The 22,987-nt window shown below is 61.4% G+C and carries 21 protein-coding genes and 1 riboswitch; of the genes, 3 read left to right on the plus strand and 18 right to left on the minus strand.

Annotation, left to right across the window (positions count from 1 at the left end; translation table 11 throughout):
* Nucleotides 1–388: 388 nt before the first annotated feature.
* The 3 genes from KBY02_RS14215 to ahcY all read right to left on the minus strand — a co-directional run bounded on the left by KBY02_RS14215 (nt 389) and on the right by ahcY (nt 5,034).
* Nucleotides 389–2,278: a DEAD/DEAH box helicase gene (locus KBY02_RS14215; RefSeq protein ID WP_003316710.1), complete on the minus strand. Its 1,890-nt coding sequence runs from the start codon at nt 2,276–2,278 to the stop codon at nt 389–391.
* 311 nt (nt 2,279–2,589) lie between these two features.
* Nucleotides 2,590–3,435, minus strand: a complete 846-nt coding sequence (gene metF / locus KBY02_RS14220; protein WP_003404519.1) for a methylenetetrahydrofolate reductase [NAD(P)H] — start codon at nt 3,433–3,435, stop codon at nt 2,590–2,592.
* Nucleotides 3,436–3,624: 189 nt separating this feature from the next.
* Nucleotides 3,625–5,034 carry an adenosylhomocysteinase gene (gene ahcY, locus KBY02_RS14225; protein WP_011266417.1) on the minus strand — a complete coding sequence of 470 codons (1,410 nt, stop codon included), beginning with the start codon at nt 5,032–5,034 and terminating at the stop codon, nt 3,625–3,627.
* A gap of 23 nt (nt 5,035–5,057) precedes the next feature.
* A riboswitch (S-adenosyl-L-homocysteine riboswitch) is annotated at nt 5,058–5,168 on the minus strand.
* A gap of 220 nt (nt 5,169–5,388) precedes the next feature.
* Between ahcY and KBY02_RS14230 the strand changes: the two genes are divergently transcribed.
* Complete coding sequence (locus KBY02_RS14230) at nt 5,389–5,784, plus strand: acyl-CoA thioesterase (RefSeq protein WP_002551711.1); 396 nt, start codon at nt 5,389–5,391, stop codon at nt 5,782–5,784.
* Between the two features lie 152 nt (nt 5,785–5,936).
* On the opposite strand, the gene otnI is transcribed toward KBY02_RS14230, so the two are convergent.
* The 7 genes from otnI to alaC form a co-directional block, all read right to left on the minus strand.
* Complete coding sequence (gene otnI, locus KBY02_RS14235; RefSeq protein WP_057458005.1) at nt 5,937–6,722, minus strand: 2-oxo-tetronate isomerase; 786 nt, start codon at nt 6,720–6,722, stop codon at nt 5,937–5,939.
* Between the two features lie 22 nt (nt 6,723–6,744).
* On the minus strand, nt 6,745–8,202 hold the full coding sequence (locus KBY02_RS14240) for an SLC13 family permease (protein WP_024659464.1): 1,458 nt from the start codon (nt 8,200–8,202) through the stop codon (nt 6,745–6,747).
* A 134-nt stretch (nt 8,203–8,336) separates the two neighbouring features.
* Nucleotides 8,337–8,975, minus strand: coding sequence for an aldolase (locus KBY02_RS14245; protein ID WP_011266420.1), 639 nt, complete (start codon nt 8,973–8,975; stop codon nt 8,337–8,339).
* The gene (gene otnK, locus KBY02_RS14250) at nt 8,975–10,264 is read right to left on the minus strand and encodes a 3-oxo-tetronate kinase (RefSeq protein ID WP_024659465.1); all 1,290 of its coding nucleotides are present in this window, start codon (nt 10,262–10,264) and stop codon (nt 8,975–8,977) included. The genes KBY02_RS14245 and otnK overlap by 1 nt, the downstream gene beginning before the upstream one ends.
* Nucleotides 10,265–10,274: 10 nt before the next feature.
* Complete coding sequence (gene ltnD / locus KBY02_RS14255) at nt 10,275–11,180, minus strand: L-threonate dehydrogenase (RefSeq protein ID WP_003316718.1); 906 nt, start codon at nt 11,178–11,180, stop codon at nt 10,275–10,277.
* Between the two features lie 225 nt (nt 11,181–11,405).
* A complete protein-coding gene (locus KBY02_RS14260) occupies nt 11,406–11,861 on the minus strand; it encodes a YkgJ family cysteine cluster protein (RefSeq protein WP_002551717.1) in 456 nt (151 codons plus the stop codon).
* A 173-nt stretch (nt 11,862–12,034) separates the two neighbouring features.
* Nucleotides 12,035–13,243: an alanine transaminase gene (alaC, locus tag KBY02_RS14265; protein WP_003404530.1), complete on the minus strand. Its 1,209-nt coding sequence runs from the start codon at nt 13,241–13,243 to the stop codon at nt 12,035–12,037.
* A gap of 338 nt (nt 13,244–13,581) precedes the next feature.
* Here alaC and ilvD point away from each other — a divergent pair, with 338 nt between their 5' ends.
* A complete protein-coding gene (gene ilvD, locus KBY02_RS14270) occupies nt 13,582–15,429 on the plus strand; it encodes a dihydroxy-acid dehydratase (protein ID WP_003432076.1) in 1,848 nt (615 codons plus the stop codon).
* A gap of 75 nt (nt 15,430–15,504) precedes the next feature.
* On the opposite strand, the gene KBY02_RS14275 is transcribed toward ilvD, so the two are convergent.
* From KBY02_RS14275 to KBY02_RS14310, 8 genes are all read right to left on the minus strand, one after another.
* Complete coding sequence (locus KBY02_RS14275; protein WP_002551720.1) at nt 15,505–15,828, minus strand: DUF3392 domain-containing protein; 324 nt, start codon at nt 15,826–15,828, stop codon at nt 15,505–15,507.
* A gap of 9 nt (nt 15,829–15,837) precedes the next feature.
* Nucleotides 15,838–17,052, minus strand: a complete 1,215-nt coding sequence (hemW, locus tag KBY02_RS14280; RefSeq protein WP_024642018.1) for a radical SAM family heme chaperone HemW — start codon at nt 17,050–17,052, stop codon at nt 15,838–15,840.
* Nucleotides 17,049–17,642: an RdgB/HAM1 family non-canonical purine NTP pyrophosphatase gene (gene rdgB / locus KBY02_RS14285; RefSeq protein WP_024659469.1), complete on the minus strand. Its 594-nt coding sequence runs from the start codon at nt 17,640–17,642 to the stop codon at nt 17,049–17,051. Before rdgB ends, hemW begins: the two co-directional genes overlap by 4 nt.
* 33 nt (nt 17,643–17,675) lie before the next feature.
* Entirely contained in the window at nt 17,676–18,296 is a 621-nt protein-coding gene (gene metW / locus KBY02_RS14290) for a methionine biosynthesis protein MetW (RefSeq protein ID WP_003316724.1), read from the minus strand.
* A 7-nt stretch (nt 18,297–18,303) separates the two neighbouring features.
* A complete protein-coding gene (gene metX, locus KBY02_RS14295) occupies nt 18,304–19,443 on the minus strand; it encodes a homoserine O-succinyltransferase MetX (RefSeq protein ID WP_011266425.1) in 1,140 nt (379 codons plus the stop codon).
* A 266-nt stretch (nt 19,444–19,709) separates the two neighbouring features.
* Nucleotides 19,710–20,300, minus strand: a complete 591-nt coding sequence (locus KBY02_RS14300) for a YggT family protein (protein ID WP_003404543.1) — start codon at nt 20,298–20,300, stop codon at nt 19,710–19,712.
* A 25-nt stretch (nt 20,301–20,325) separates the two neighbouring features.
* Nucleotides 20,326–21,144, minus strand: coding sequence for a pyrroline-5-carboxylate reductase (gene proC, locus KBY02_RS14305; RefSeq protein ID WP_011266426.1), 819 nt, complete (start codon nt 21,142–21,144; stop codon nt 20,326–20,328).
* A gap of 21 nt (nt 21,145–21,165) precedes the next feature.
* The gene (locus tag KBY02_RS14310; protein WP_003404548.1) at nt 21,166–21,852 is read right to left on the minus strand and encodes a YggS family pyridoxal phosphate-dependent enzyme; all 687 of its coding nucleotides are present in this window, start codon (nt 21,850–21,852) and stop codon (nt 21,166–21,168) included.
* Nucleotides 21,853–21,907: 55 nt separating this feature from the next.
* On the opposite strand from KBY02_RS14310, the gene KBY02_RS14315 reads away from it, so the two are divergent.
* Entirely contained in the window at nt 21,908–22,942 is a 1,035-nt protein-coding gene (locus KBY02_RS14315; protein WP_003404551.1) for a type IV pilus twitching motility protein PilT, read from the plus strand.
* The last annotated feature ends 45 nt before the right edge of the window (nt 22,943–22,987 follow it).

The following is a 22,987-nucleotide window of genomic DNA, read 5'->3' on the forward strand; positions in this document are numbered from 1 at the left end:
CGCTTGATCGACAAAACGCCGACCCTTGGGTCGGCGTTTTTGTTGGTGCTGCCCAGGATCGAACGCGGAGCGTCCAAGGCTGCGCTACTACGCGGAGCGCTTATCTTCATATACAAGCCCTGAAAAGCTCGGAGGACGGCGCTTTCAGGTTTCTGCCCGCAGGGCGTGGGAGCGAACTTGTTCGCGAAAGGGCCTGTATATTCACCGAAAATGCATCGTCTGAGCTGAAGCCTTCGCGAACAAGTTCGCTCCTACGGCCTTCGGCCAGAATCAAAAACAGATTTACGTATACGCAGAGTGCGGGAGCGATCATCTCGCACGACGATCATCGATACAACAAACAAAAACGCCCCGAGCAAGTCGGGGCGTTTTCAGTGTTGCGTGGCTGTCAGCTGTCGCGGTTGCGGGTCAGCAGGGCCGGTTTTTCACCGCGTGGGCGGCTTGGCAACTGGTCCAGTTGCTCGGCAGACGGGAAGCGGTCGATCTTGGATTCCTTGTGCACGATCTTCGGCTGAGGCTGGCCGTCGCGGGGTGCGCGTGCGACCGGCTCCTGACCTTCACGTGGCAAGGGTTGCTCTTCACGTGCCGGGCGACGGCCACGTGGCTGACCATCGCGCGAGCGTGGTGCCGATGAGCCCGAGCCGTTGCGCTTTGGTGCGCCACTGCCGGAGCCGTTGCGAGCGCCACCGGCAGGGCGACCCGGATTGGCCGGGCGAGCTGCGCCGCCAGCGGCCGGTGCGGCTGCGCCAGGCGCGGCGGCAGGGCGACGACCACGGTTCTGGCCTTTGCCCTGATAAGGACTGACGTAGTCAGCGCGGTTGCCGAAGTTGTCTACTTCGTCGTCACGGAACTCGTCCGGTGCACGATCGGCTGCCGGACGCGGTGTGGCGGGTTGCGATGCACGCTGTTCGCTGCGAGGCGTGCCCTCACGAGGTTTTTTTTCGCGTGGCTGCCTTGCAGGGCGTTCGCCAGTGGCGGATGCAGCGGCAGGTTTTTCCTTGCCTTTATCCTTGCCCTTGTCGCGACGACCACCGTTGTTCTTGTCGCCATCGCCACGTGCAGGACGTGCGCCACGCGAGTTGCGAACATCCGGACGCTCACGCACTTCCGGCTTCTCAGCCTCGACTGCGGTGATGTCGAAGCCCATCAGGTCGCCGTCGGCGATCTTCTGCTTGGTCATGCGCTCGATGCTTTTGAGCAGCTTCTCTTCGTCCGGCGCAACCAGCGAAATGGCTTCACCGGAGCGACCGGCACGGCCGGTACGACCGATACGGTGCACGTAGTCTTCGTCGACGTTGGGCAGCTCGAAGTTGACGACATGCGGCAACTGATCGATATCCAGGCCGCGTGCGGCGATATCGGTCGCGACCATGATGCGTACATCACCTGCCTTGAAGTCAGCCAGGGCCTTGGTACGGGCGTTCTGGCTCTTGTTGCCGTGGATCGCGACAGCCGCAAGGCCGTGCTTGTCCAGGTACTCGGCCAGACGGTTGGCGCCGTGCTTGGTGCGGGTGAAGACCAGCACCTGTTCCCAGGCACCGACGGTAATCAGGTGCGCCAGCAGCGAACGCTTGTGGTTGGCTGCCAGGCGGAAAACCCGTTGCTCGATACGCTCGACCGTGGTGTTCGGCGGCGTGACTTCGATGCGCTCGGGGTTGTGCAGCAGCTTGCCAGCCAACGACGTGATGTCATTGGAGAAGGTGGCCGAGAACAGCAGGTTCTGACGCTTGGCCGGCAGCCGCGCGAGGACCTTCTTGACGTCATGCACGAAGCCCATGTCGAGCATCCGGTCTGCTTCATCGAGCACCAGGATTTCGACGTGGGACAGGTCGACACTGCCTTGGCCGGCCAGGTCGAGCAGGCGGCCGGGGCAGGCCACCAGGACGTCCACACCACGGGACATGGCCTGAACCTGCGGGTTCATGCCGACGCCGCCGAAGATGCAGGCGCTGACGAACTTCAGGTCGCGGGCATAGAGCTTGAAGCTCTCGTGCACCTGTGCGGCCAGTTCGCGGGTCGGGGTCAGGACCAGAACGCGCGGTTGACGCGGGCCGTGACGCTGGGATTTGTCCGGAACACCATTGGGAAACAGCCGCTCCAGAATAGGGAGGGCAAAACCGCCGGTTTTACCAGTACCGGTCTGTGCCGCAACCATCAGGTCGCGACCTTGCAACACGGCGGGAATGGCCCGCTGTTGCACGGGGGTAGGCTGGGTATAGCCGGCTGCCTCGATGGCGCGGACTAAAGCCTCGGAGAGACCGAGGGAAGCAAAGGACATGAGTAATCCTGTTCTGTTGGAGCTTAAGCTCAAGGGATGTCTTGCCTGGCGCGAATGGCGTGTAAAGACAACGCGATCCCGTCCGGTCCTGCCGGGTCTTCAGTGCATTCCGTGACGTCTGCGCTTGATGAAAATTGCGCTGTTGGCGTGAACGGATGACGATTGCAAGACCGGGCGTCCGGGCGTAAGCCTGGCGGGAAGGCTGGAGTATAACAGAGCGAGCGCAATACGCCGCTTTCCTGCTGCCCAACGGTGTATGAGGCCGCGATCCCCCGGAAACTGCCGGTCGGATCGCGGTGCCGCAGCCGTTTTCAGCGTGGCAGTTGCAGGTTGTTCCACACCGCCAGGCTCGGTTCCGCCTGGTTCAGGGTGTAGAGGTGCAGGCCGGGAGCGCCACCTTGCAGCAGTCGTTCGCACATCTGCGTGATGACTTCTTCGCCAAACGCCTGGATGCTTTGCACGTCATCGCCGTAGGCTTCCAGCTGTTTGCGAATCCAGCGCGGGATTTCCGCACCGCAGGCATCCGAGAAACGCGCCAGCTTGCTGTAGTTGGTGATCGGCATGATGCCCGGCACGATCGGAATGCTGACGCCCATCTTCTCGACACGCTCGACAAAGTTGAAATAGCTGTCGGCGTTGAAGAAGTACTGAGTGATCGCACTGTCGGCGCCGGCATTGGCCTTGTTGACGAAGTGCTTGAGGTCGTCTTCGAAATTGCGCGCCTGCGGATGCATTTCCGGGTAGGCGGCGACTTCGATGTGGAAGTGGCTGCCGCTTTCCTGGCGAATGAAGCTCACCAGGTCATTGGCGTGACGCAGTTCACCGCTGGCCATGCCCATGCCGGATGGCAGGTCGCCGCGCAGTGCCACGATGCGTTTGATGCCCGCATCCTTGTACTGCGCCAACAGGTTGCGCAGGTCATCCTTGCTGTCGCCTACGCAGGACAAATGCGGCGCAGCAGGGACTTTGATCTCGTTTTCCAGCTGCAGCACGGTATTGAGCGTGCGGTCGCGGGTCGAGCCACCGGCACCATAGGTGCAGGAGAAAAAATCGGGGTTGTACGTAGCGAGCTGACGAGCAACGGTCAGCAGCTTTTCATGTCCAGCGTCGGTCTTGGTAGGAAAGAACTCGAAGCTGAAGCGGCGTTCTTGAGACATGGGGGAGGAGGCCTCCAGCTTTTAGCTGCAAGCTACAAGCTGCAAGAGGGCTGTATGCCTGGCTCCGCAGCCTCATGCTTACCGCTCACGGCTGTGTAATAACGATAAAGAAACGAGCGTCAAGCTCAAGCTGCAAACAAGAGAAATGCACTTGCTTGCAGCTTGAAGCTTATCGCTTGCAGCTATCTATCAATAGCGATAAGCGTCTGGCTTGAACGGACCTTCGACGGTCACGCCGATGTAATCGGCCTGGGTCTTGGTCAGCTTGGTCACAACGCCACCGAAGCCGCGGACCATTTCCAGGGCCACTTCTTCGTCGAGTTTCTTCGGCAGTACTTCAACGGTCAGACGCTCGGATTTCTTGGCGGGTGCCAGGTCGGCGTACTTCTGCTCGAAGAGGAAGATCTGCGCCAGAACCTGGTTGGCGAACGAGCCATCCATGATGCGGCTTGGGTGGCCAGTGGCGTTACCCAGGTTGACCAGACGGCCTTCGGCCAGCAGGATCAGGTAGTCGTCGTTCTGTGCGTCGAACGAGCCTGGGCCGGTACGGTGGATCTTGTGAACCTGTGGCTTCACTTCTTCCCATGCCCAGTTCTTGCGCATGAAAGCGGTGTCGATTTCGTTGTCGAAGTGACCGATGTTGCACACCACAGCGCGCTTTTTCAGCGCCTTGAGCATGTTGGAGTCGCAAACGTTGACGTTACCGGTGGTGGTCACGATCAGGTCGATCTTGCCCAACAGTGCCTTGTCGATGCTCGCTTCGGTGCCGTCGTTCTCACCGTCGATGAACGGCGAAACCAGCTCGAAACCGTCCATGCAGGCCTGCATGGCGCAGATCGGGTCGACTTCGGTCACTTTGACGATCATGCCTTCCTGACGCAGGGACTGGGCCGAGCCCTTGCCCACGTCGCCGTAGCCGATCACCAGCGCCTGCTTGCCGGACAGCAAGTGGTCGGTGCCGCGCTTGATGGCGTCGTTCAGGCTGTGACGGCAGCCGTACTTGTTGTCGTTCTTGCTCTTGGTCACCGAGTCGTTGACGTTGATGGCCGGGATTTTCAGCTCGCCCTTGGCCAGCATGTCCAGCAGGCGGTGCACGCCCGTGGTGGTTTCTTCGGTGACGCCGTGGATCTTGTCCAGCATTGCCGGGTATTTCTTGTGGATGATCTCGGTCAGGTCGCCGCCGTCGTCGAGGATCATGTTGGCATCCCATGGCTGGCCATCCTTGAGGATGGTCTGCTCGATGCACCACTCGTATTCTTCTTCGGTTTCGCCTTTCCAGGCGAACACAGGAATGCCGGCAGCAGCGATGGCCGCAGCAGCCTGGTCCTGAGTCGAGAAAATGTTGCACGACGACCAGCGAACTTCGGCACCCAGGGCAACCAGGGTTTCGATCAGTACGGCGGTCTGAATGGTCATGTGGATGCAACCGAGAATCTTCGCGCCTTTCAGCGGCTGATCACCGGCGTATTTGCGACGCAGACCCATCAGGGCAGGCATTTCGGATTCGGCGATGATGGTTTCGCGGCGACCCCAGGCGGCCAGGGAAATATCGGCAACCTTGTAGTCATTGAATTCTGCGGGCGTCATTACAGCACTCATTGAGAGTCTCCATTCCATAAAAATGCGAATGGGCGCCGTTGTGCGTTTAAGGTTTGCCGGTCGAGGATCGTCCTGGCAAACAACGCCCCATCCGAGCCTGACAGGGAAAACCTGCTGCAGCGCCCCTCGGACAGGTGGCGGGAACGGTATCAAGTGTAGATGACCGTTTTGAAACGTTTGGCAGTATAGCGGTGCTCGCGATTCTTCCCAAGACTTTCTGTCGGTTTAAAGGCCATCCAATTGCCATCTGCCTGTAATAGGGTCGATGCACAGTCGCTATGACGCAGGCATGGGCGCGGGTCGCCGGCTCTGCCATCATGCAGCTATCCATCGGCCAGACGCTCAGGAGTGACCATGAATTTCCACACCCGCAAATGGGTAAAGCCCGAAGACCTCAACCCCAACGGCACGTTATTCGGTGGCAGCCTGCTGCGCTGGATCGATGAAGAGGCGGCGATCTACGCGATTGTTCAGCTGGGTAATCAGCGGGTGGTCACCAAGTACATCTCGGAAATCAACTTCGTCAGTGCCTCGCGTCAGGGCGACATCATCGAACTGGGCATCACCGCTACAGAGTTCGGCCGCACCTCGATCACCCTCAAATGCCAGGTACGCAACAAGATCACCCGCAAAAGCATTTTGACCGTCGAGAAGATCGTGTTCGTCAACCTCGACGAAGACGGCCAGCCTGCGCCGCATGGCCGGACTGAAATTCGCTACATCAAGGACCAGTTCGACGTAGAGGACTGATGCTCAGGTCGCTGAACACGCGGAGCATGGGCACGATAGTGTTCTTGCGCAAACCTGCCGTGCCTGGGCACGACAGTTACAGAGTGATCGTTCCTCACGCTCCGCGTGGGAATGCCTTTCATGACGCTCCGCGTCATCCATAAAAGCAGGGTTCAGCCCTTGGCCTGCAACTCGCGCAACCACGCCAGACCTTCGCTGGTATCGCCTTTCGGGCGATATTCGCAACCGATCCAGCCGCTGTAGCCCAGTTCGTCGATGACGTTGAACAGGTGCTCGTAGTTCAGTTCGCCCAGGTCCGGTTCGTTGCGATCCGGCACCCCGGCGATCTGGATGTGGCCGATGCCTGCAAAGTCACGACGCAGCTTGGTCGTCAGGTCGCCTTCGACGATCTGGCAGTGGTAGCAGTCGAACTGCACTTTCAGGTTGTCGGCGCCCACCAGCTTGCAGATGTCCTGCGCCTGATCCTGGCGGTTGAGGAAGAAGCCCGGCATGTCGCGGGTGTTGATCGGCTCGATCAGGATCGTGACGCCTGCGCTCTTGGCTTGCTCAGCCGCGAACGCCAGATTCTCCAGATAGACCGCCTGATGACGCTCACGCAACCCTTCGTTGGGCAGCAGACCGGCCATGACATGCACACGGTCATTGCCCAGCACCTGCGCATACTCCAGTGCCCGCTCGATACCGCTGCGAAATTCCGCTTCACGGCCCGGCAGGGTGGCAATGCCTCGCTCGCACGCGTCCCAGTCGCCCGGTGGAGCGTTGAACAGCGCCTGCACCAGACCGTTGTCGCTCAGGCGCTGCTTGAGCTCCTGCGGCGTGTAAGCATAAGGAAACAGGTACTCGACCGCGCCGAAACCGTCGGCAGCGGCTGCGGCAAAGCGCTCAAGAAAATCATGCTGCGGGTACAGCATGCTGAGGTTGGCGGCAAAACGAGGCATGTTAACTCCAGTCTTCAAAGGGTCAGACGAATGGCCAAAGCAGCAAGGTGATCACAAAGCCCAGTGTGCCGAGCAGCGTGACCAGTACGGTCCAGGTGCGCAAGCCGTCGGCGACGTTGAGGCCCGCCAGCTTGGTGAACATCCAGTAACCGGCATCGTTGATGTGCGACATGGCCAGGCCGCCACCGCCCATGGCCAGACACAGCAGGGCCAGGTGGTTGGCGCTCAGGTCCAGTGTGGCGATCAGCGGGCTGAGAATGCCTGCGGTGGTGACCAGTGCAACGGTGGTCGAGCCCTGAACGGCACGCAGCAGCAGGGTCAGCAGGAAGCCCAGCGCGAGTACCGGCAGACCGGTGTTGCGCAGCGCCTCGGAGACCACGGCACCAATGCCGGTGTCGACCAGCACCTTGCCGAATACGCCACCGGCGCCGGCAATCAGGATCACCATCGCCACACCCGGCAAGGCCGAGCCGATCACATCGGACACCTGGGTACGGCTCCAGCCGCGACGCGAGCCCAGCAGCCAGGCGCACAGCAGGGTATCGATCAGCAGCGCAACCAGAGGCGCGCCCAGCACGGTCAGCACCGCGCGCAGCGTGGAAGTGTCCGGCAACATGGTGGTGGCCAGCGTGCCCATCAGAATCAGCACGATCGGCAGCAGGATCAGCGCGATGATCAGTCCGAAACCCGGTGCGGGCGCGGGCGGCAGCTTGCTTGCCAGGCTGCTGGCGCTTTCTTCGACGCCCATTGTTCGGGTTTCGCTCGCTTCGCGCACCGCGGAGTAATCGTTGCGCGCCCAGGCTTCCAGGTCTTCGTTGGTGACGTGCGGGCCATAGACTTCGGCGCGGATGTCATCGGTCATCGGGTAAGTCTTGCGGGTCATGCGCCCCGCGACGAAGTAGCCGATCATGCATAGCACGGCAACGATCGGGATGCCCAGCATCAGCACCCGGCCCAGGTCCGCGCCCAACTGGCTGGCGGCGGCGACAGCGCCAGGATGCGGCGGCAGAAACGCATGCACGGCAAGCAATGCGGCGCACATCGGCAGCGCGAAAATCAGCAGCGGCTTGCGTGCCGCACGCGCCACGCCATAGGCTAGCGGCATGAGAATGATCACGCCGACCTCGAAGAACACCGGAATGCCGACCATGAAACCGGCAACGGTCAGCGCCAGAGGCGTGCGCCTGTTGCCGAAGCGGTTGATCAGGGTCTTGGCCAGTGCTTCGGCCCCGCCGGACAGCTCGATAATGCGCCCGATCATTGCGCCCAGGGCGATGATGATCGCGATATGGCCGAGCGTCTTGCCCATGCCGCCTTCAATGGTGGCGACCAGATCGGCCGGTTTAACACCGGCGACCAGCGCCACGATAATGCTCACCAGCATCAGGGCGACAAACGGCTGGAATTTGTACTTGAGCACCAGAAACAACAGCAGTGCGATGCCCGCACCGGCCACGACCATCAACATGAGCGGCGTCATGCCCGTGCACTCCGGTCAATGGCGGTAAAGACTGACAACGAAACAGCGGGGTAGGGATGAGTCATGCTCTCGATTCCTGTTGTTATTGTTTTCGACCGGGAGGCGCAGTGCGCCTCGCGATCACCGTGTGTCCGTTACCACCTGGCGTCGAACACCTGACGCAGCTCTTCAAGCGCCGCCGGGGCCAGCGGTGCAGGTTTGGGGTTGCTCATCAGCCACAGACGGGCAGTCTCTTCCAGTTCCTCAAGGGCATAGCAGGCCTTGGCCACCGAGCTTTCCCAGACCACCGGGCCGAGGCGCTCGAGCATCACGCCGCGCACGCTGTTGGCCAGTTCCGCCACGCGCTCGGCGACTTTCGGCGAGCCTGGACGTTCGTAAGGGATCAATGGGATATGCCCGACCTTCATGACCTGATACGGCGTCAGCGGCGGCAGAATGTCGTCTTCCTGCCACACCCCGGCCAGGGTCAGGGCGACCAGATGCGTCGAGTGCGTGTGCACCACACCACCGACCTGCGGATTGCGGTCGTAGACCTCGCGGTGCAAGGCCAGGGTTTTGGACGGCTTGCTGCCGGACACCCATTCACCGGCCAGATTGACCTTGGCGATATCGGCCGGGTCCATGCGCCCCAGGCAGGCGTCGGTCGGGGTAATCAGCCAGCCGTCGTCGAGTCGTGCGCTGATGTTGCCGGCGCTGCCAACCGTATAGCCGCGGCCATACAGCAAACGGCCGACGTCGCAGATTTCCTGACGCAGTGCGTTTTCATCGATCATCAGGCAGCCCCCGCCAGTTGCTTGAGCGCCTTGGCGAAGAAGTCGCGCGCACCGAAGTTGCCGGATTTGAGGGCCAGGGCCAGCGGTTGTGTGCCGCTGCTCACTGTGGCGGGAACGCCCGGGTCGATCTGCGCGCCGATTTGCAGCAACTGCACGCCCAGTGCCTGAACCACGGCACCGGAGGTTTCGCCACCGGCAACCACGAAACGGCGCACGCCTGCGTCCAGCAGCCCTTTGGCGATTTCACCAAGTGCAGCTTCGACCATAGCGCCGGAGCGTTCGACGCCCAGTTCTTGCTGCACGGCTTTGACTTCGTCCGGAGTGCTGGTGGCGTAGATCAATACGGTCTGCCCGGCGTCTCTGGCAAAGGCCAGCGCCTGCTCGACCACTGGCTTGCCAGCGGCCAGCTCCAGCGGATTGATGCGCAGCGCAGGGCGATCGGCTTCCAGCCAGGCCGCGACCTGACCATTGGTGGCGACCGATGCGCTACCCGCCAGTACCACTTCGCCGCCACTGATGGCGACCTGTTTGGCCGCATCGATATCGCGCAGCTTGCCCGCCTTGCGGAAGTTGCCCGGCAGGCCCAGCGCCAGCCCCGAGCCACCGGTCAGCAGCGGCAAGTCGGCGCAGGCTTCGCCGAGGGTGTACAGATCCGCATCCGACAGGGCATCGGCAATCGCCATGCTCACACCTTCGGCGCGCAGCTCGGCAATTCTGTTGCGCACGCCTTCGACGCCCTGGGCAATGCTGTCATAGCGCAACAGGCCGACCTTGTGGCTAGTCTGCGCTTGCAGCACACGCACCAGATTGGCGTCGGTCATGGGCGTCAGCGGGTGGTTCTGCATGCCCGATTCGCTGAGCAACTGGTCCTGCACGAACAGGTGACCACGGAAAATCGTGCGGCCGTTTTCCGGGAAGGCCGGGCAGGCGAGGGTGAAATCGCTGCCCAGTTGCTCCAGCAGTGCTTCGCTGACCTGACCGATGTTACCTGCAGCAGTGGAATCGAAGGTCGAGCAGTACTTGAAGAAGATCTGCTCGCAGCCGCGCTCGCGCAGCCATTCCAGAGCCGCCAGGGATTCAGCCACCGCCTCGGCGCTGGGCGTGGTACGCGATTTCAGGGCGATGACAATCGCGTCGGCGTCCAGACCGGCCGCCATCTCGGCGCTGGGGATGCCAATGCTCTGCACGGTGCGCATGCCGCCCCGCACCAGCATGTTGGCCAGGTCGGTGGCGCCGGTGAAGTCATCGGCAATGCAGCCCAGCAGCGGGCGAGCGTTATTCAGGCTCATCAGGCGCTCCTCAGGCTTTTTCTGGCTTGGCTTTCGGCAACTCGATGCCCGGGAAAATCTTGATCACGGCCGAGTCATCCTCGCGACCGAAGCCGGCGCTGGATGCCTGCATGAACATCTGGTGCGCGGTGGCCGAGAGTGGCAGCGGGAATTTGCTGCTGCGTGCGGTATCCAGCACCAGGCCGAGGTCCTTGACGAAAATGTCCACGGCCGACAGCGGCGTGTAATCGGCATTGAGGATGTGCGGCACGCGGTTCTCGAACATCCACGAGTTACCGGCACTGTTGGTGATCACTTCATACAGCGCGTCAGCATCGACACCTTCGCGCAGGCCCAGAGCCATGGCTTCGGCGCTGGCGGCGATGTGTACGCCCGCGAGCAGTTGATTGATGATTTTGACTTTCGAGCCCAGACCGTGGACGTCGCCCAGGCGATAGACCTTACCGGCCATGCCGTTGAGGATGGCTTCTGCCTTGGCGTAGGACTCGGCCGGGCCGGAGGTCATCATGGTCATCTGGCCAGCGGCCGCCTTGGCGGCACCGCCGGAGATCGGCGCATCGAGGTACAGCAGGTTCTGTGCAGCCAGACGCTCGCCCAGTTCGACGGCGAAGGTGGGCGCGACGGTGGCGCAACCGATGACCAGGCAGCCCGGACGCAGCGCGGCAATGGCGCCGTTTTCGCCAAACAGCACGGTTTCGGTCTGCTCGGCATTGACTACGACTGTGATGATCACATCGCAGGCAGCGGCCATGCTGGCCGGAGAATCACAGGCCACCCCGCCTTCCTGGGCGAATGCTTCGGTCACGCTGGTGCGCACATCACAGGCATGCACAGTGAAGCCGCTACGCAGCAACGAGCGAGCAATGCCCAGACCCATCGCACCCAGGCCGATAACGCCAACGTTTTTGCCAGTCATGCAGTAATCCTCGAAGTCAGTGCCGATGCCTGTGAAGCCGACATTCGGACTTTATTGTTCTGATCTGTGAATCGGATAGTGAATCAATGAGTAAATAATGTGAAGTATTTTTATTTTTCACAAAATTTAACATCGATAGGCTTTTTCCATCGCGCACAAAAAAGCCCCTGTGCGGGGCTTGATTGAAAACCATGATGTTCGGCGTGCTGCGCCGTCTTTCACGAATCAGAATTTCGGCACTGGCGCGCTGGTGGCGTTTCGCAGTGAGCCGCTTTCCTGACGCACGACTTCTTTGGGCTTGTACGCGCAATAACCGGGGCGCGGCCCGACTTTCGGGTGGTTGCGGCAGGTGTCCGGGCGCTTGTCATAGATGGTGCACAGGCGGCTTTTGCGGTCCAGGTACAGGCAGTCGTTGTTGCTCATGCGCTGCAAGGTGAAGATCTCGGACTTCTGGTTGTAGCGCTCGACGATGCCTTCTTTCTGCAGACGCTTGGCGATGTTCTTCGCCGGGTCGCCGCGTTCGAACTCATCGACGATGCCGATGCGGATCAGGTCCTTGATCTTCACTTCTACCGGCAACGTGCAGCAACTGGACACGCAGCCCCCGCACATGTGGCTGGAGTATTTGGCCCAGGTGTCGATGCGATCGAGTTCTGCGGCGGCGATCAAGGTGGGTTTCATTTCAGGTCAGGCTTCCGGGTGTATCGGGGCGCGCGATCATACCGGTCTGCAGCGATTTGCAGAAATCAAAAATTGCCGAAGCGACTGTCGGTCAGGTGTGGGGAGGCAGTCGGCTGCAGCGTCCGCGCCTGCCGAGCGCAGTCGGTCAGCAGGCGCGGTGTCTCAGTGGGGGCTCAGGACTTGAGCTTGTCGTCGGCCCTGAACATGCTGCGGATGCCACGAACGGCCTGGCGGATGCGGTCCTGGTTCTCGATCAGGGCGAAGCGCACATGATCGTCGCCGTACTCACCGAAACCGATGCCCGGCGAGACACACACCTTGGCTTCGGCCAACAGCTTCTTGGCGAACTCCAGCGAACCCAGGTGCGCATAGGCCTGTGGAATCTTCGCCCAGACGTACATCGAGGCCTTGGGGTTCTCGACCATCCAGCCCAGTTCGTGCAAGCCCTTGACCAGTACGTTGCGGCGTTGGCGATACTGCTCGGCAATGTCGAGCACGCATTGCTGATCGCCTTCCAGCGCGGCAATCGCCGCCACCTGCAGTGGCGTGAAGGTACCGTAGTCGTGGTAACTCTTGATCCGCGCCAGTGCATTCACCAGTTCGGGGTTGCCGACCATGAAACCAATCCGCCAGCCGGCCATGTTGTAGCTCTTGGACAGGGTGAAGAACTCCACGGCAATGTCCTTGGCACCCGGCACCTGCATGATCGACGGGGCTTTCCAGCCATCGTAGACGATGTCGGCGTACGCCAGGTCATGCACCACCAGCACGTCGTACTGTTTGGCCAGGGCCACCACGCGCTCGAAGAAGTCCAGCTCCACACATTGCGCAGTCGGGTTGGACGGAAAGCCCAGAATCATCATCTTCGGCTTGGGAATCGAGCCGCGAATGGCTTTTTCCAGCTCGTCGAAGAAGTCCACGCCAGGCACCAGCGGCACCGATCGCACCTGGGCGCCGGCAATCACGGCACCGTAGATGTGGATCGGGTAACTGGGGTTGGGCACCAGCACCGTGTCGCCCTGGTCCAGTGTGGCGAGCATCAGGTGGGCCAGGCCTTCCTTGGAACCAATGGTCACGATTGCTTCGCTTTCAGGGTCGATGTCGACCTCGTAGCGCTTCTTGTACCAGTTGGAAATCGCCCGGCGCAGGCGTGGAATGCCGCGCGAGGTGGAGTAGCCGTGGGTGTCTTCGCGCTGGGCGACGGTGATCAGCTTGTCGACGATGTGCGGCGGTGTGGCCCCGTCGGGGTTGCCCATGCTCAGGTCGATAATGTCCTCACCGCGACGACGAGCAGCCATTTTCAGCTCGGCGGTGATGTTGAACACGTAAGGGGGGAGTCGATCGATGCGCGCAAAGCGGCGCGGCGAACCTTGGTCTGCCATGAGTATCTCGCGTACGTAAGCGCCCGGAACCGTCCGAGCGACGTGGCCACATGAGGCGGCCTGGCGAGGAAGATAGATGGGCTGATAGCCTTTTGTCCATCGGGATCTGCAACGCCGTGCCAAGACCGATATTCGGACCCCACCAAACCACCCGGCGGTGTAGAATCGGCGCTATTCATCGCCAGTCATCCCCGGCGGGTTTATGAGCTCAGGCCGAGTACACGGTGATCCCGTGGTGTTCGGTTTCTTCGCTGCCTGCGGTCACTGCCGCTCGTCCGCGACGTCAATAGAAGCTCACTCCCTTCCTGATTCAGCCTTATTTTTGCCGGAGTGCTCCAATGCCTGATTACCGCTCGAAAACCTCCACCCACGGCCGCAACATGGCCGGCGCCCGTGCCCTGTGGCGCGCCACGGGCATGAAGGACGAAGATTTCAAGAAACCGATCATTGCCATTGCCAACTCCTTCACCCAGTTCGTACCGGGCCACGTCCACCTCAAGGACATGGGCCAGCTGGTCGCGCGTGAAGTCGAACGCGCCGGTGGCGTGGCCAAGGAATTCAACACCATTGCGGTCGACGACGGCATCGCCATGGGCCACGACGGCATGCTCTATTCGCTGCCGAGCCGCGAGATCATTGCCGACTCGGTCGAGTACATGGTCAACGCGCATTGCGCCGACGCCATCGTGTGCATTTCCAACTGCGACAAGATCACCCCCGGCATGCTGATGGCGTCGTTGCGCCTGAACATTCCGGTGATCTTCGTCTCCGGCGGGCCGATGGAAGCGGGCAAGACCAAACTGGCCAGCCACGGCCTGGATCTGGTCGATGCGATGGTCATCGCCGCCGACTCGACAGCCAGTGACGAAAAAGTCGCCGAGTATGAGCGCAGCGCCTGTCCGACCTGCGGGTCGTGTTCCGGCATGTTCACCGCCAACTCGATGAACTGCCTGACCGAGGCACTGGGCCTGGCCCTGCCGGGCAACGGTTCCGCACTCGCCACCCATAGCGACCGCGAGCAACTGTTCCTGCAGGCCGGCCGCACCATCGTTGACCTGTGCCGTCAGTACTACAAGGAAAACGATGATTCGGTGTTGCCGCGCAACATCGCCAACTTCAAGGCGTTCGAGAACGCCATGACGCTGGACATCGCCATGGGCGGTTCGACCAACACCATCCTGCACTTGCTGGCAGCGGCCCAGGAAGCCGAGATCGACTTCGACCTGCGCCATATCGACCGTCTGTCGCGCAAGGTGCCGCAGCTGTGCAAGGTCGCGCCGAACATCCAGAAGTACCACATGGAAGACGTGCACCGCGCGGGCGGGATCTTCAGCATCCTCGGCGAGCTGGCGCGTGGCGGCCTGCTGCACACCGACCTGCCGACCGTACACAGCAAGACCCTGGCCGAAGGCATCGCCAAATGGGACATCACCCAGACTGACGACGAAGCCGTGCACACCTTCTTCAAGGCAGGCCCGGCGGGCATCCCGACGCAGACCGCGTTCAGCCAGTCGACCCGTTGGGACAGCCTGGATGACGACCGTGAAAACGGCTGCATCCGTAGCGTCCAGCACGCCTATTCGCAGGAAGGTGGCCTGGCCGTGCTATACGGCAACATCGCCCTGGACGGCTGCGTGGTGAAAACCGCCGGTGTCGACGAGTCGATCCACGTCTTCGAAGGCAACGCGAAGATCTTCGAAAGCCAGGACAGCGCGGTGCGCGGGATTCTCGCTGACGAAGTCAAGGCGGGCGACATTGTCATCATCCGCTACGAAGGCCCGAAAGGCGGTCCGGGCATGCAGGAAATGCTCTACCCGACGTCCTACCTGAAGTCCAAGGGGCTGGGCAAGGATTGCGCGCTGCTGACTGACGGCCGTTTCTCGGGCGGTACGTCCGGCCTGTCCATCGGCCACGCCTCGCCGGAAGCGGCGGCAGGTGGCGCGATCGGTCTGGTGCGCGACGGTGACAAGGTGCTGATCGACATCCCCAATCGCTCGATCAACCTGCTGATCGACGATGCCGAGATGGCCGAGCGTCGCACCGAACAGGACAAGAAAGGCTGGAAGCCTGTCGAGTCGCGTCCGCGCAAAGTGACCACCGCCCTCAAGGCCTACGCCCTGCTGGCGACCAGCGCCGACAAGGGCGCGGTGCGTGACAAGGCGTTGCTGGACAAACTGGTACCTTGATCCGCATCGGTAGAAGGTAAAAGCAAAAGCCCGGCAGAGATGCCGGGCTTTTTGCTGCGTTTGAAAAAGCAGCGCTTACTTGCGGTCGGCAATCACCCCGATCAGCACCAGCACCACCAACAGCACCGGTGCCAGGCTGTAGTTGTTGAACTGGCTGAGGCCGCGCACTACCCACGGTGTGGCGTAGATCAGCGCCGCGCCGCTGCCCACGGCGCACAGCAGGGCGATGAGCGGGATGCGCAGGGCGCCGGTAATGCCGCTGATTCGCTGTTCCAGCCAGCCTTTGATGTCCGAGCCGAACAGCACCAGCAGGCAGCCCACCAGCGCGAGCGCGATTTCCGAGAGATTGCTGCGACTCCAGCGCGAAACGGTGGCGAGCAAGTCGAGTACGAAATCCATGCAGGGTCCTTAGATCAGAAAGTATTGCAGCAGGTCATTGAGGAACAGCTGGCCTTGTGGCGTGGCGATCAGGCGTGTCGGGTCCTGGTGCAGCAAGCCCTTTTGTTCAGCCTGTCGACGCGCCTCGGCCAGCGAATCGAGGCTTAGACCGGTTCTTTCGCGAAATAACGCAGCGTCCACACCATTTGTCAGTCGCAGTGCGTTCATCAGGAATTCGAACGGCAATTCATCGAGCGGCAACAGCTTGGAACCGGCCTGAAACGGCTTGTCCGGGTTCAGGTAATCCTTGGGCAGCCGTGTTTTCCAAGTACGGACAATGCGCCCGTCCGGGTGGCTCAGCTTGCCGTGTGCGCCTGCGCCGATGCCGATGAAATCACCGAACGCCCAATAGTTGAGGTTATGCCGCGCCGGTTTCCCGGGCTGTGCATAAGCCGACACTTCGTACTGCGCGTAGCCATGAGTGGCCAGCAACTGCTGTCCGGTTTCCTGAATGTCCCAGAGAATGTCGTCTTCGGGCAGCACCGGTGGCTGATTCCAGAACACCGTGTTGGGCTCCAGGGTCAGTTGATACCAGGACAGGTGGGTCGGCGCGAGGGCAATGGCCTGGCGCAGATCGGCCAGTGCTTCGTCCTGGGATTGATCCGGCAGGCCGTGCATCAGGTCCAGGTTGAAGTTGTCGAAACCGGCCCGGCGCGCCATGTCGGCGGCGCGAATCGCTTCGTCGCCGTTGTGAATGCGGCCCAGCGCCTTGAGTTTGGATTCCTGAAAGCTCTGAATGCCGATCGACAACCGATTGATGCCCAGGCCGCGATAGGCGCTGAACTTGGCCTGTTCGAAGGTGCCGGGGTTGGCTTCCAGGGTGATCTCGATGTCGCTGGCAAAGCGGATGCGCTGTTCGACGCCTTGCAGCAGGCGCCCCAGCGCATCGGCGCTGAACAGGCTCGGCGTACCGCCACCAAAGAAGATCGATTGCAGCTCGCGGCCGTAGACGTGCGGCAGGTCAAGGTCGAGGTCGGCGAGCAGGGCGTCGACATATTCCTGTTCCGGCAGCACCGGGCTGGCGGTGTGCGAGTTGAAGTCGCAGTACGGGCATTTGCGCACGCACCACGGAATATGGATGTATAGCGACAACGGCGGCAGGTGCGGCAGCGCAGGGCGCGGGCTCTCTGACGAGAAGCCGCTCTCGCCGAGAAACAGCGGCTGCGCAGGCGAATCGTGGGTCATTGCAGACCCAGGCGTTGCCGCAACAGGACCATGGCGCGGGCGCGGTGGCTGAGCTGGTTTTTTTCGGTCGGGCCCAGTTCGGCGCTCGAGCAGTTGCGCTCCGGTACCCAGAACAGCGGGTCATAGCCGAAGCCGTGTTCGCCGCTGGCAGCGTGCAGGATGCGCCCGTGCCACAGCCCTTCACAGAGGATCGGCAATGGGTCGTCGGCGTGGCGTACCAGTGCCAATACGCACACGAACTGCGCACCACGCTGGTCGTCCGGCACGTCTTTGAGCGCCTCCAGCAGCTTGGCGTTGTTGGCGGCATCGCCCTGACCATCGGCGTAACGTGCCGAATAGATACCCGGCGCACCGCCGAGAAAGTCCACCGCCAGCCCCGAGTCGTCGGCCAGCGCAGGCAGGCCGGACAGGCGCGCGGCGTTGCGTGCCTTGAGGATCGCATTCTCGACGAATGACAGGCCGGTTTCTTCCGGCTCCACCAGACTGAACTCGCTGACCGAGCGCAGCGTTACGCTGTCGCCGAGCATGGCCTGGAGTTCCTTGAGTTTGCCGCCATTGTGGCTGGCCAGTACGAGTTGTGTGAGGTTCATGGTTGGCCTGTCGTGGTGCTTGGAAACGGTCGATTAAACGGCAATCCTGTGGTCCGTCAGCCCGGGGCTTGTGACGCGATAGATGCCGATCTCGCCGAGCAGATTAGGCCAGAGTTTGCTGGCCCAGCCGTGACGGTGCTGCTGATCGACCGCCAGCCTGTCGAGCACCTGCGCATCGCGCTCGCGGCACAGCTCTTCGAAGTCGCCGAAGGTGCAGAAGTGAATGTTCGGCGTGTTGTACCAGGTATACGGCAGGAATTCGGACACCGGCATGCGGCCCTTGCTCGCCAGATACCAGCGGCAGCGCCAGTGACCGAAATTCGGGAAGGTGATGATGCACTGGCGACCGACGCGCAGCATCTCGTCGAGGATGCGGTCCGGGTAATGCACCGCCTGCAGGGCCTGAGTCATGACCACGACATCGAAGCTGTTGCTGGCAAAGTTGCCCAGCCCCTTGTCGAGGTCCTGCTCGATAACGTTGATGCCCTTGGCAACACACTCGGCAATGTTGGCCGCGTCGTTTTCCAGCCCGTAGCCGGTGACCTGTTTGTGGTCACGCAGCCAGGTCAGCAATTCGCCGTCACCGCAGCCCAGGTCGAGCACGCGGCTGCCTGCGGGAATCCATTCCTGAATGATTTCCAGATCGGCTCTCATGGCGTCCTCACAACGAAATTCGGTTCATGTAATTACCGAAAGCCTGCAAGTAGCGCGGAATCGGGATCAGAAAGGCGTCGTGGCCCTGCGGTGCATCGATTTCCAGGTAGCAGACGTCCTTGCGCGCGGCCATCAGCGCGTCCACCAGTTCCCGCGAGCGGGCCGGCGAGAAGCGCCAGTCGGTGGTGAACGACATCACGCAGAACCTGGCGGTGGCGTTGGCGAAGGTCTTGGCCAGGTCGTCGTTGAAGTTTGCCGCAGGGTCGAAGTAATCCAGTGCCTTGGTCATCAACAGGTAGGTATTGGCGTCGAAACGCCCGGAAAACTCTTCGCCCTGATAGCGCAGGTAGCTTTCGACCTGGAACTCGACGCTGTGAAAGTCGTAGTTGAGTTTTTCGCTCTTCAGGCCACGGCCGAATTTCTCGCCCATCGAGTCATCCGACAGGTAGGTGATGTGCCCGACCATTCGCGCCAGCATCAGGCCGCGCTTGGGAATCACGCCGCGTTCCTGGAACGAGCCACCGTGAAATTCCGGGTCGGTGAGAATGGCCTGGCGGGCCACCTCGTTGAACGCGATGTTCTGTGCCGACAGCTTGGGCGCCGAGGCAATTGCCAGGCAATGGCGTACGCGGTTCGGATAACTGATGGTCCATTGCAGCGCCTGCATGCCGCCCAGGCTGCCGCCAATCACCGCAGCCCAGGTGTCGATGCCGAGCAGATCGGCCAGCCGGGCCTGGCTGTTGACCCAGTCTTCCACGGTCACCACCGGGAAATTGGCGCCGAACGGCTTGCCGGTGTCCGGGTCAATGCTGCTCGGCCCGGTCGAGCCGTTGCAACCGCCCAGATTGTTGAGGCTGACGACGAAAAACTTAGTGGTGTCGATCGGCTTGCCGGGACCGATACAGCTGTCCCACCAACCGGGTTTGCGGTCGTCAGCGCTGTGGAAGCCTGCGGCATGGTGATGCCCGGACAGCGCATGACAGATCAGCACGGCATTGCTGCGTGCGGCGTTGAGTTGACCGTAGGTTTCGTAAATCAGGTCATAGGCTGGCAACGAACGCCCGCAGGCCAGCGCCAGAGGCTCGCTGAAATGCGCCGTTTGCGGCGTGACCAGTCCGACAGAATCGTGAGGGAATACCGTGGGCATCGACCCTGCTCTCGCATAAATGAGGCGTAAGTCTAAAGACCGCGGGGTGCAGCGGCAATAAGGGATATTGTGAGACGCAAATCAACGGCACGATAGTTAAGGCTGTTGTAGGAGCGAACTTGTTCGCGAAGGCGTTGCTTGGGTCGATATATCCTCTTTGGATGTACCTACCCCTTCGCGAACAAGTTCGCTCCTACGGCCTACGGCCAGAATCAAAAGCGGACTTGTGTGTAACGTCGAGCATTGGAACGTTGGAACAAGAGTGCTTACATCAACAACCGCAGCACATCCGGCATGTTGCTCATAGCGGCGAGGTTGTTGATGACCAGCATGTCCAGCAGTTTGAGCACCAGGAATGCGAGGATCGGCGAGATGTCCAGGCCGCCCAGATTCGGGACGATCTTGCGGAACGGTGCCAGTGCCGGTTCGCAGATCTGGTTGACCAGTTCCGCGCCGGGGTTGTGGCTGCCCGGTGCGACCCACGACAGAATCACGCTGATGATCAGGGCAAAGAAGAAGATCTTCAGGAACAGCGCGGTCACGCCGATGATCGACCACAGCAGCAGGTGCAGCGGGTCGCCCGTGGTGCCGAACATCAGCAGCAGGGTCAGGGCCATCAGGATCATCTGCACGATGATCGCCAGCACCAGCGACGACATGTCCAGCCCGAACAGGCTGGGGATGATGCGCCGCAGCGGCTTGAGCAGCGGCTGGGTGGCGCGCACGATGAACTGGCACAGCGGGTTGTAGAAGTTGGCCCGTACCAGTTGCAGGACAAAGCGCAACAGTACGATCAGCAGGTAAAGACTGCCAAGCGTCTGCAGGACGTAAATTGCAGCGGTGTTCAATCCGATCATCGATCTGCTCCAGAAAACCCGAAAATTATTTGCCCAGTTGTTCAGCCAGCTCGGCTGCACGATGGTCTGCGGCGGTCAGTGCCGTTTCCACGAGTGCCTCGAAGCCGCCCGCCTGAAATGCCTTGATAGCCGCCTCGGTGGTCCCGCCCGGCGAAGTGACGCGACGACGCAGTTCGCCCGCGCCTGCATCACTGCCAGTCGCGATCAGGGCCGAGCCCAGCGCTGTCTGCAGGGTCAGCTTTTTAGCGATGTCCTCCGGCAGACCCAGTTTCACGCCTGCCGCTGTCATCGCTTCCATCATCAGAAAGAAATACGCCGGGCCACTGCCGGAAACGGCCGTGACAGCGTCCATGTGTTTTTCCTGCTCGACCCAGACCGCGATGCCGACCGCGGCCAGCAACGCCTCGGCCTGCTCACGCTGCTCGGGCGTGACGTTGTCGGTCGCGTACAGCCCGCTGGCACCCTGACGCAGCAGCGAGGGCGTATTGGGCATGCAGCGCACCACCGGCTGCTCGCCCAGCCATTGCGTCAGGCTGGCGCAGGTGATGCCGGCCGCGACCGAAACAATCAGCTGGTGAGGTTCGAGACCGGACTTCAAGGCCTGACAGACGGTTTTCATCATCTGCGGCTTGACTGCCAGTACCACCACGTCGACACCCTTGATGGCGTCAGCGTTGTCAGCGAATACCTGGATGCCGTGATCGTTGGCAATGCGTTCGCGGGTTTCGGCACCCGGCGCACTGGCACTGATCAGTGCCGCCTCCACGCCCTGGGCGCGCAGGCCGCCGATCAGGCTGGCGGCCATGTTACCGGCACCGACGAAGGCAATACGGGTCTTGCTCATGAAGGGGTCCTTGTGAAGAGGTTATGGCTGGCCATAGTCGCGGGCGCCAAAAAGAGCGGTGCCGATGCGCACCCAGGTTGCGCCTTGTGCAATGGCGGCTTCCAGGTCGTGGCTCATGCCCATGGAAAGTGTGTCGAGCGCCAGGTTCAACTGCTCCTGCAGCGCGCGTACGGCGGCGAAGGATGCGTCCTGCGCCGCAGGATCGTCTGTGGGCTCGGGGATGGCCATCAGGCCGCGCAACCTGAGTCGCGGCAGGGCGATGATGGCAGCGGCCAGCGCAGGCAGGTCCTGAGGCGTACAGCCCGACTTGCTGGCCTCGCCACTGACGTTCACCTGAATGCAGATGTTCAGCGGTTCAAGCGCTTCGGGGCGTTGCTCGGACAGGCGTTGCGCGATTTTCAGGCGGTCCACGGAATGTACCCAGTCGAAGTTCTCGGCGATAGCTCGCGTCTTGTTCGATTGAATGGGGCCAATGAAGTGCCAGCACAAGGGCAGGTCGCTCAGTTCGAGCTGTTTGCCCAGCGCTTCCTGTAAATAATTTTCGCCAAAATCGCGCAAGCCTGCGTTGTAAGCTTCACGCAGGTCACTGGCAGGCTTGGTTTTACTCACCGCCAGCAGGCCGACGGACGCCGGATCGCGCTCGGCGGCAAGCGCTGCGTCGCGAATTCGCTGTTCGAGCGTTGAAATGTTAGCTGCTATCGTGGACATTGATTTGCGCCAGTCAGGCTAAGGTCTGCGGCATTCTATGTGATTGAGGAGCTGTATGGATATTACCGAGCTGTTGGCCTTCAGTGCCAAACAGGGCGCGTCGGACTTGCACCTCTCTGCAGGTCTGCCGCCGATGATCCGCGTCGACGGCGATGTGCGGCGTATCAACCTGCCCCCGCTGGACGCGAAGGAGGTCAAGGCGCTGATCTACGACATCATGAACGACAAGCAACGGCAGGATTTCGAAGAGCGGCTGGAAACCGACTTTTCCTTTGAAGTGCCGGGCGTGGCGCGGTTTCGGGTCAACGCCTTCAACCAGAACCGCGGTGCTGGCGCGGTATTCCGGACCATTCCCTCGAAAATCCTGAGCATGGAAGACTTGGGCATGGGCAATGTGTTTCGCAAGATTACCGACGTGGCGCGCGGCCTGATTCTGGTTACCGGGCCGACCGGCTCAGGCAAGTCGACCACCCTGGCGGCAATGATCGACTACCTCAATAACAATAAGCATCACCATATTCTGACCATCGAGGACCCGATCGAATTCGTCCACGAGTCGAAGAAGTGCCTGGTCAACCAGCGTGAGGTTCACCGCGACACGCTGGGCTTCTCGGAGGCGCTGCGCTCGGCGTTGCGTGAAGACCCGGACGTGATTCTGGTCGGTGAAATGCGTGACCTGGAGACCATCCGCCTGGCGCTGACCGCTGCTGAAACTGGCCACCTGGTATTCGGCACGCTGCACACCACGTCAGCCGCCAAGACCATCGACCGGATCGTCGACGTGTTTCCGGCTCAGGAAAAATCGATGATTCGCTCGATGCTCTCCGAATCGCTGCACGCCGTGGTCTCGCAGGCGTTGCTCAAGAAGGTCGGCGGCGGACGCGTGGCGGCGCACGAAATCATGATGGGCACCCCGGCGATCCGTAACCTGATCCGCGAGGACAAAGTGGCGCAGATGTATTCGTCGATCCAGACGGGCGGCTCGATGGGCATGCAGACGCTGGACATGTGCCTGGCCGATCTGGTGAAAAAGGGGCTGATCACCCGCGAAAGCGCACGCGAACGCGCCAAGGTGCCGGATAACTTCTGATCACAGGGATGCTGCAGGAACGAAAAAGGGGTCTTGAACGCGTTC

Source organism: Pseudomonas sp. P129 (assembly GCF_020312195.1).
GTDB lineage: Bacteria > Pseudomonadota > Gammaproteobacteria > Pseudomonadales > Pseudomonadaceae > Aquipseudomonas > Aquipseudomonas fragariae.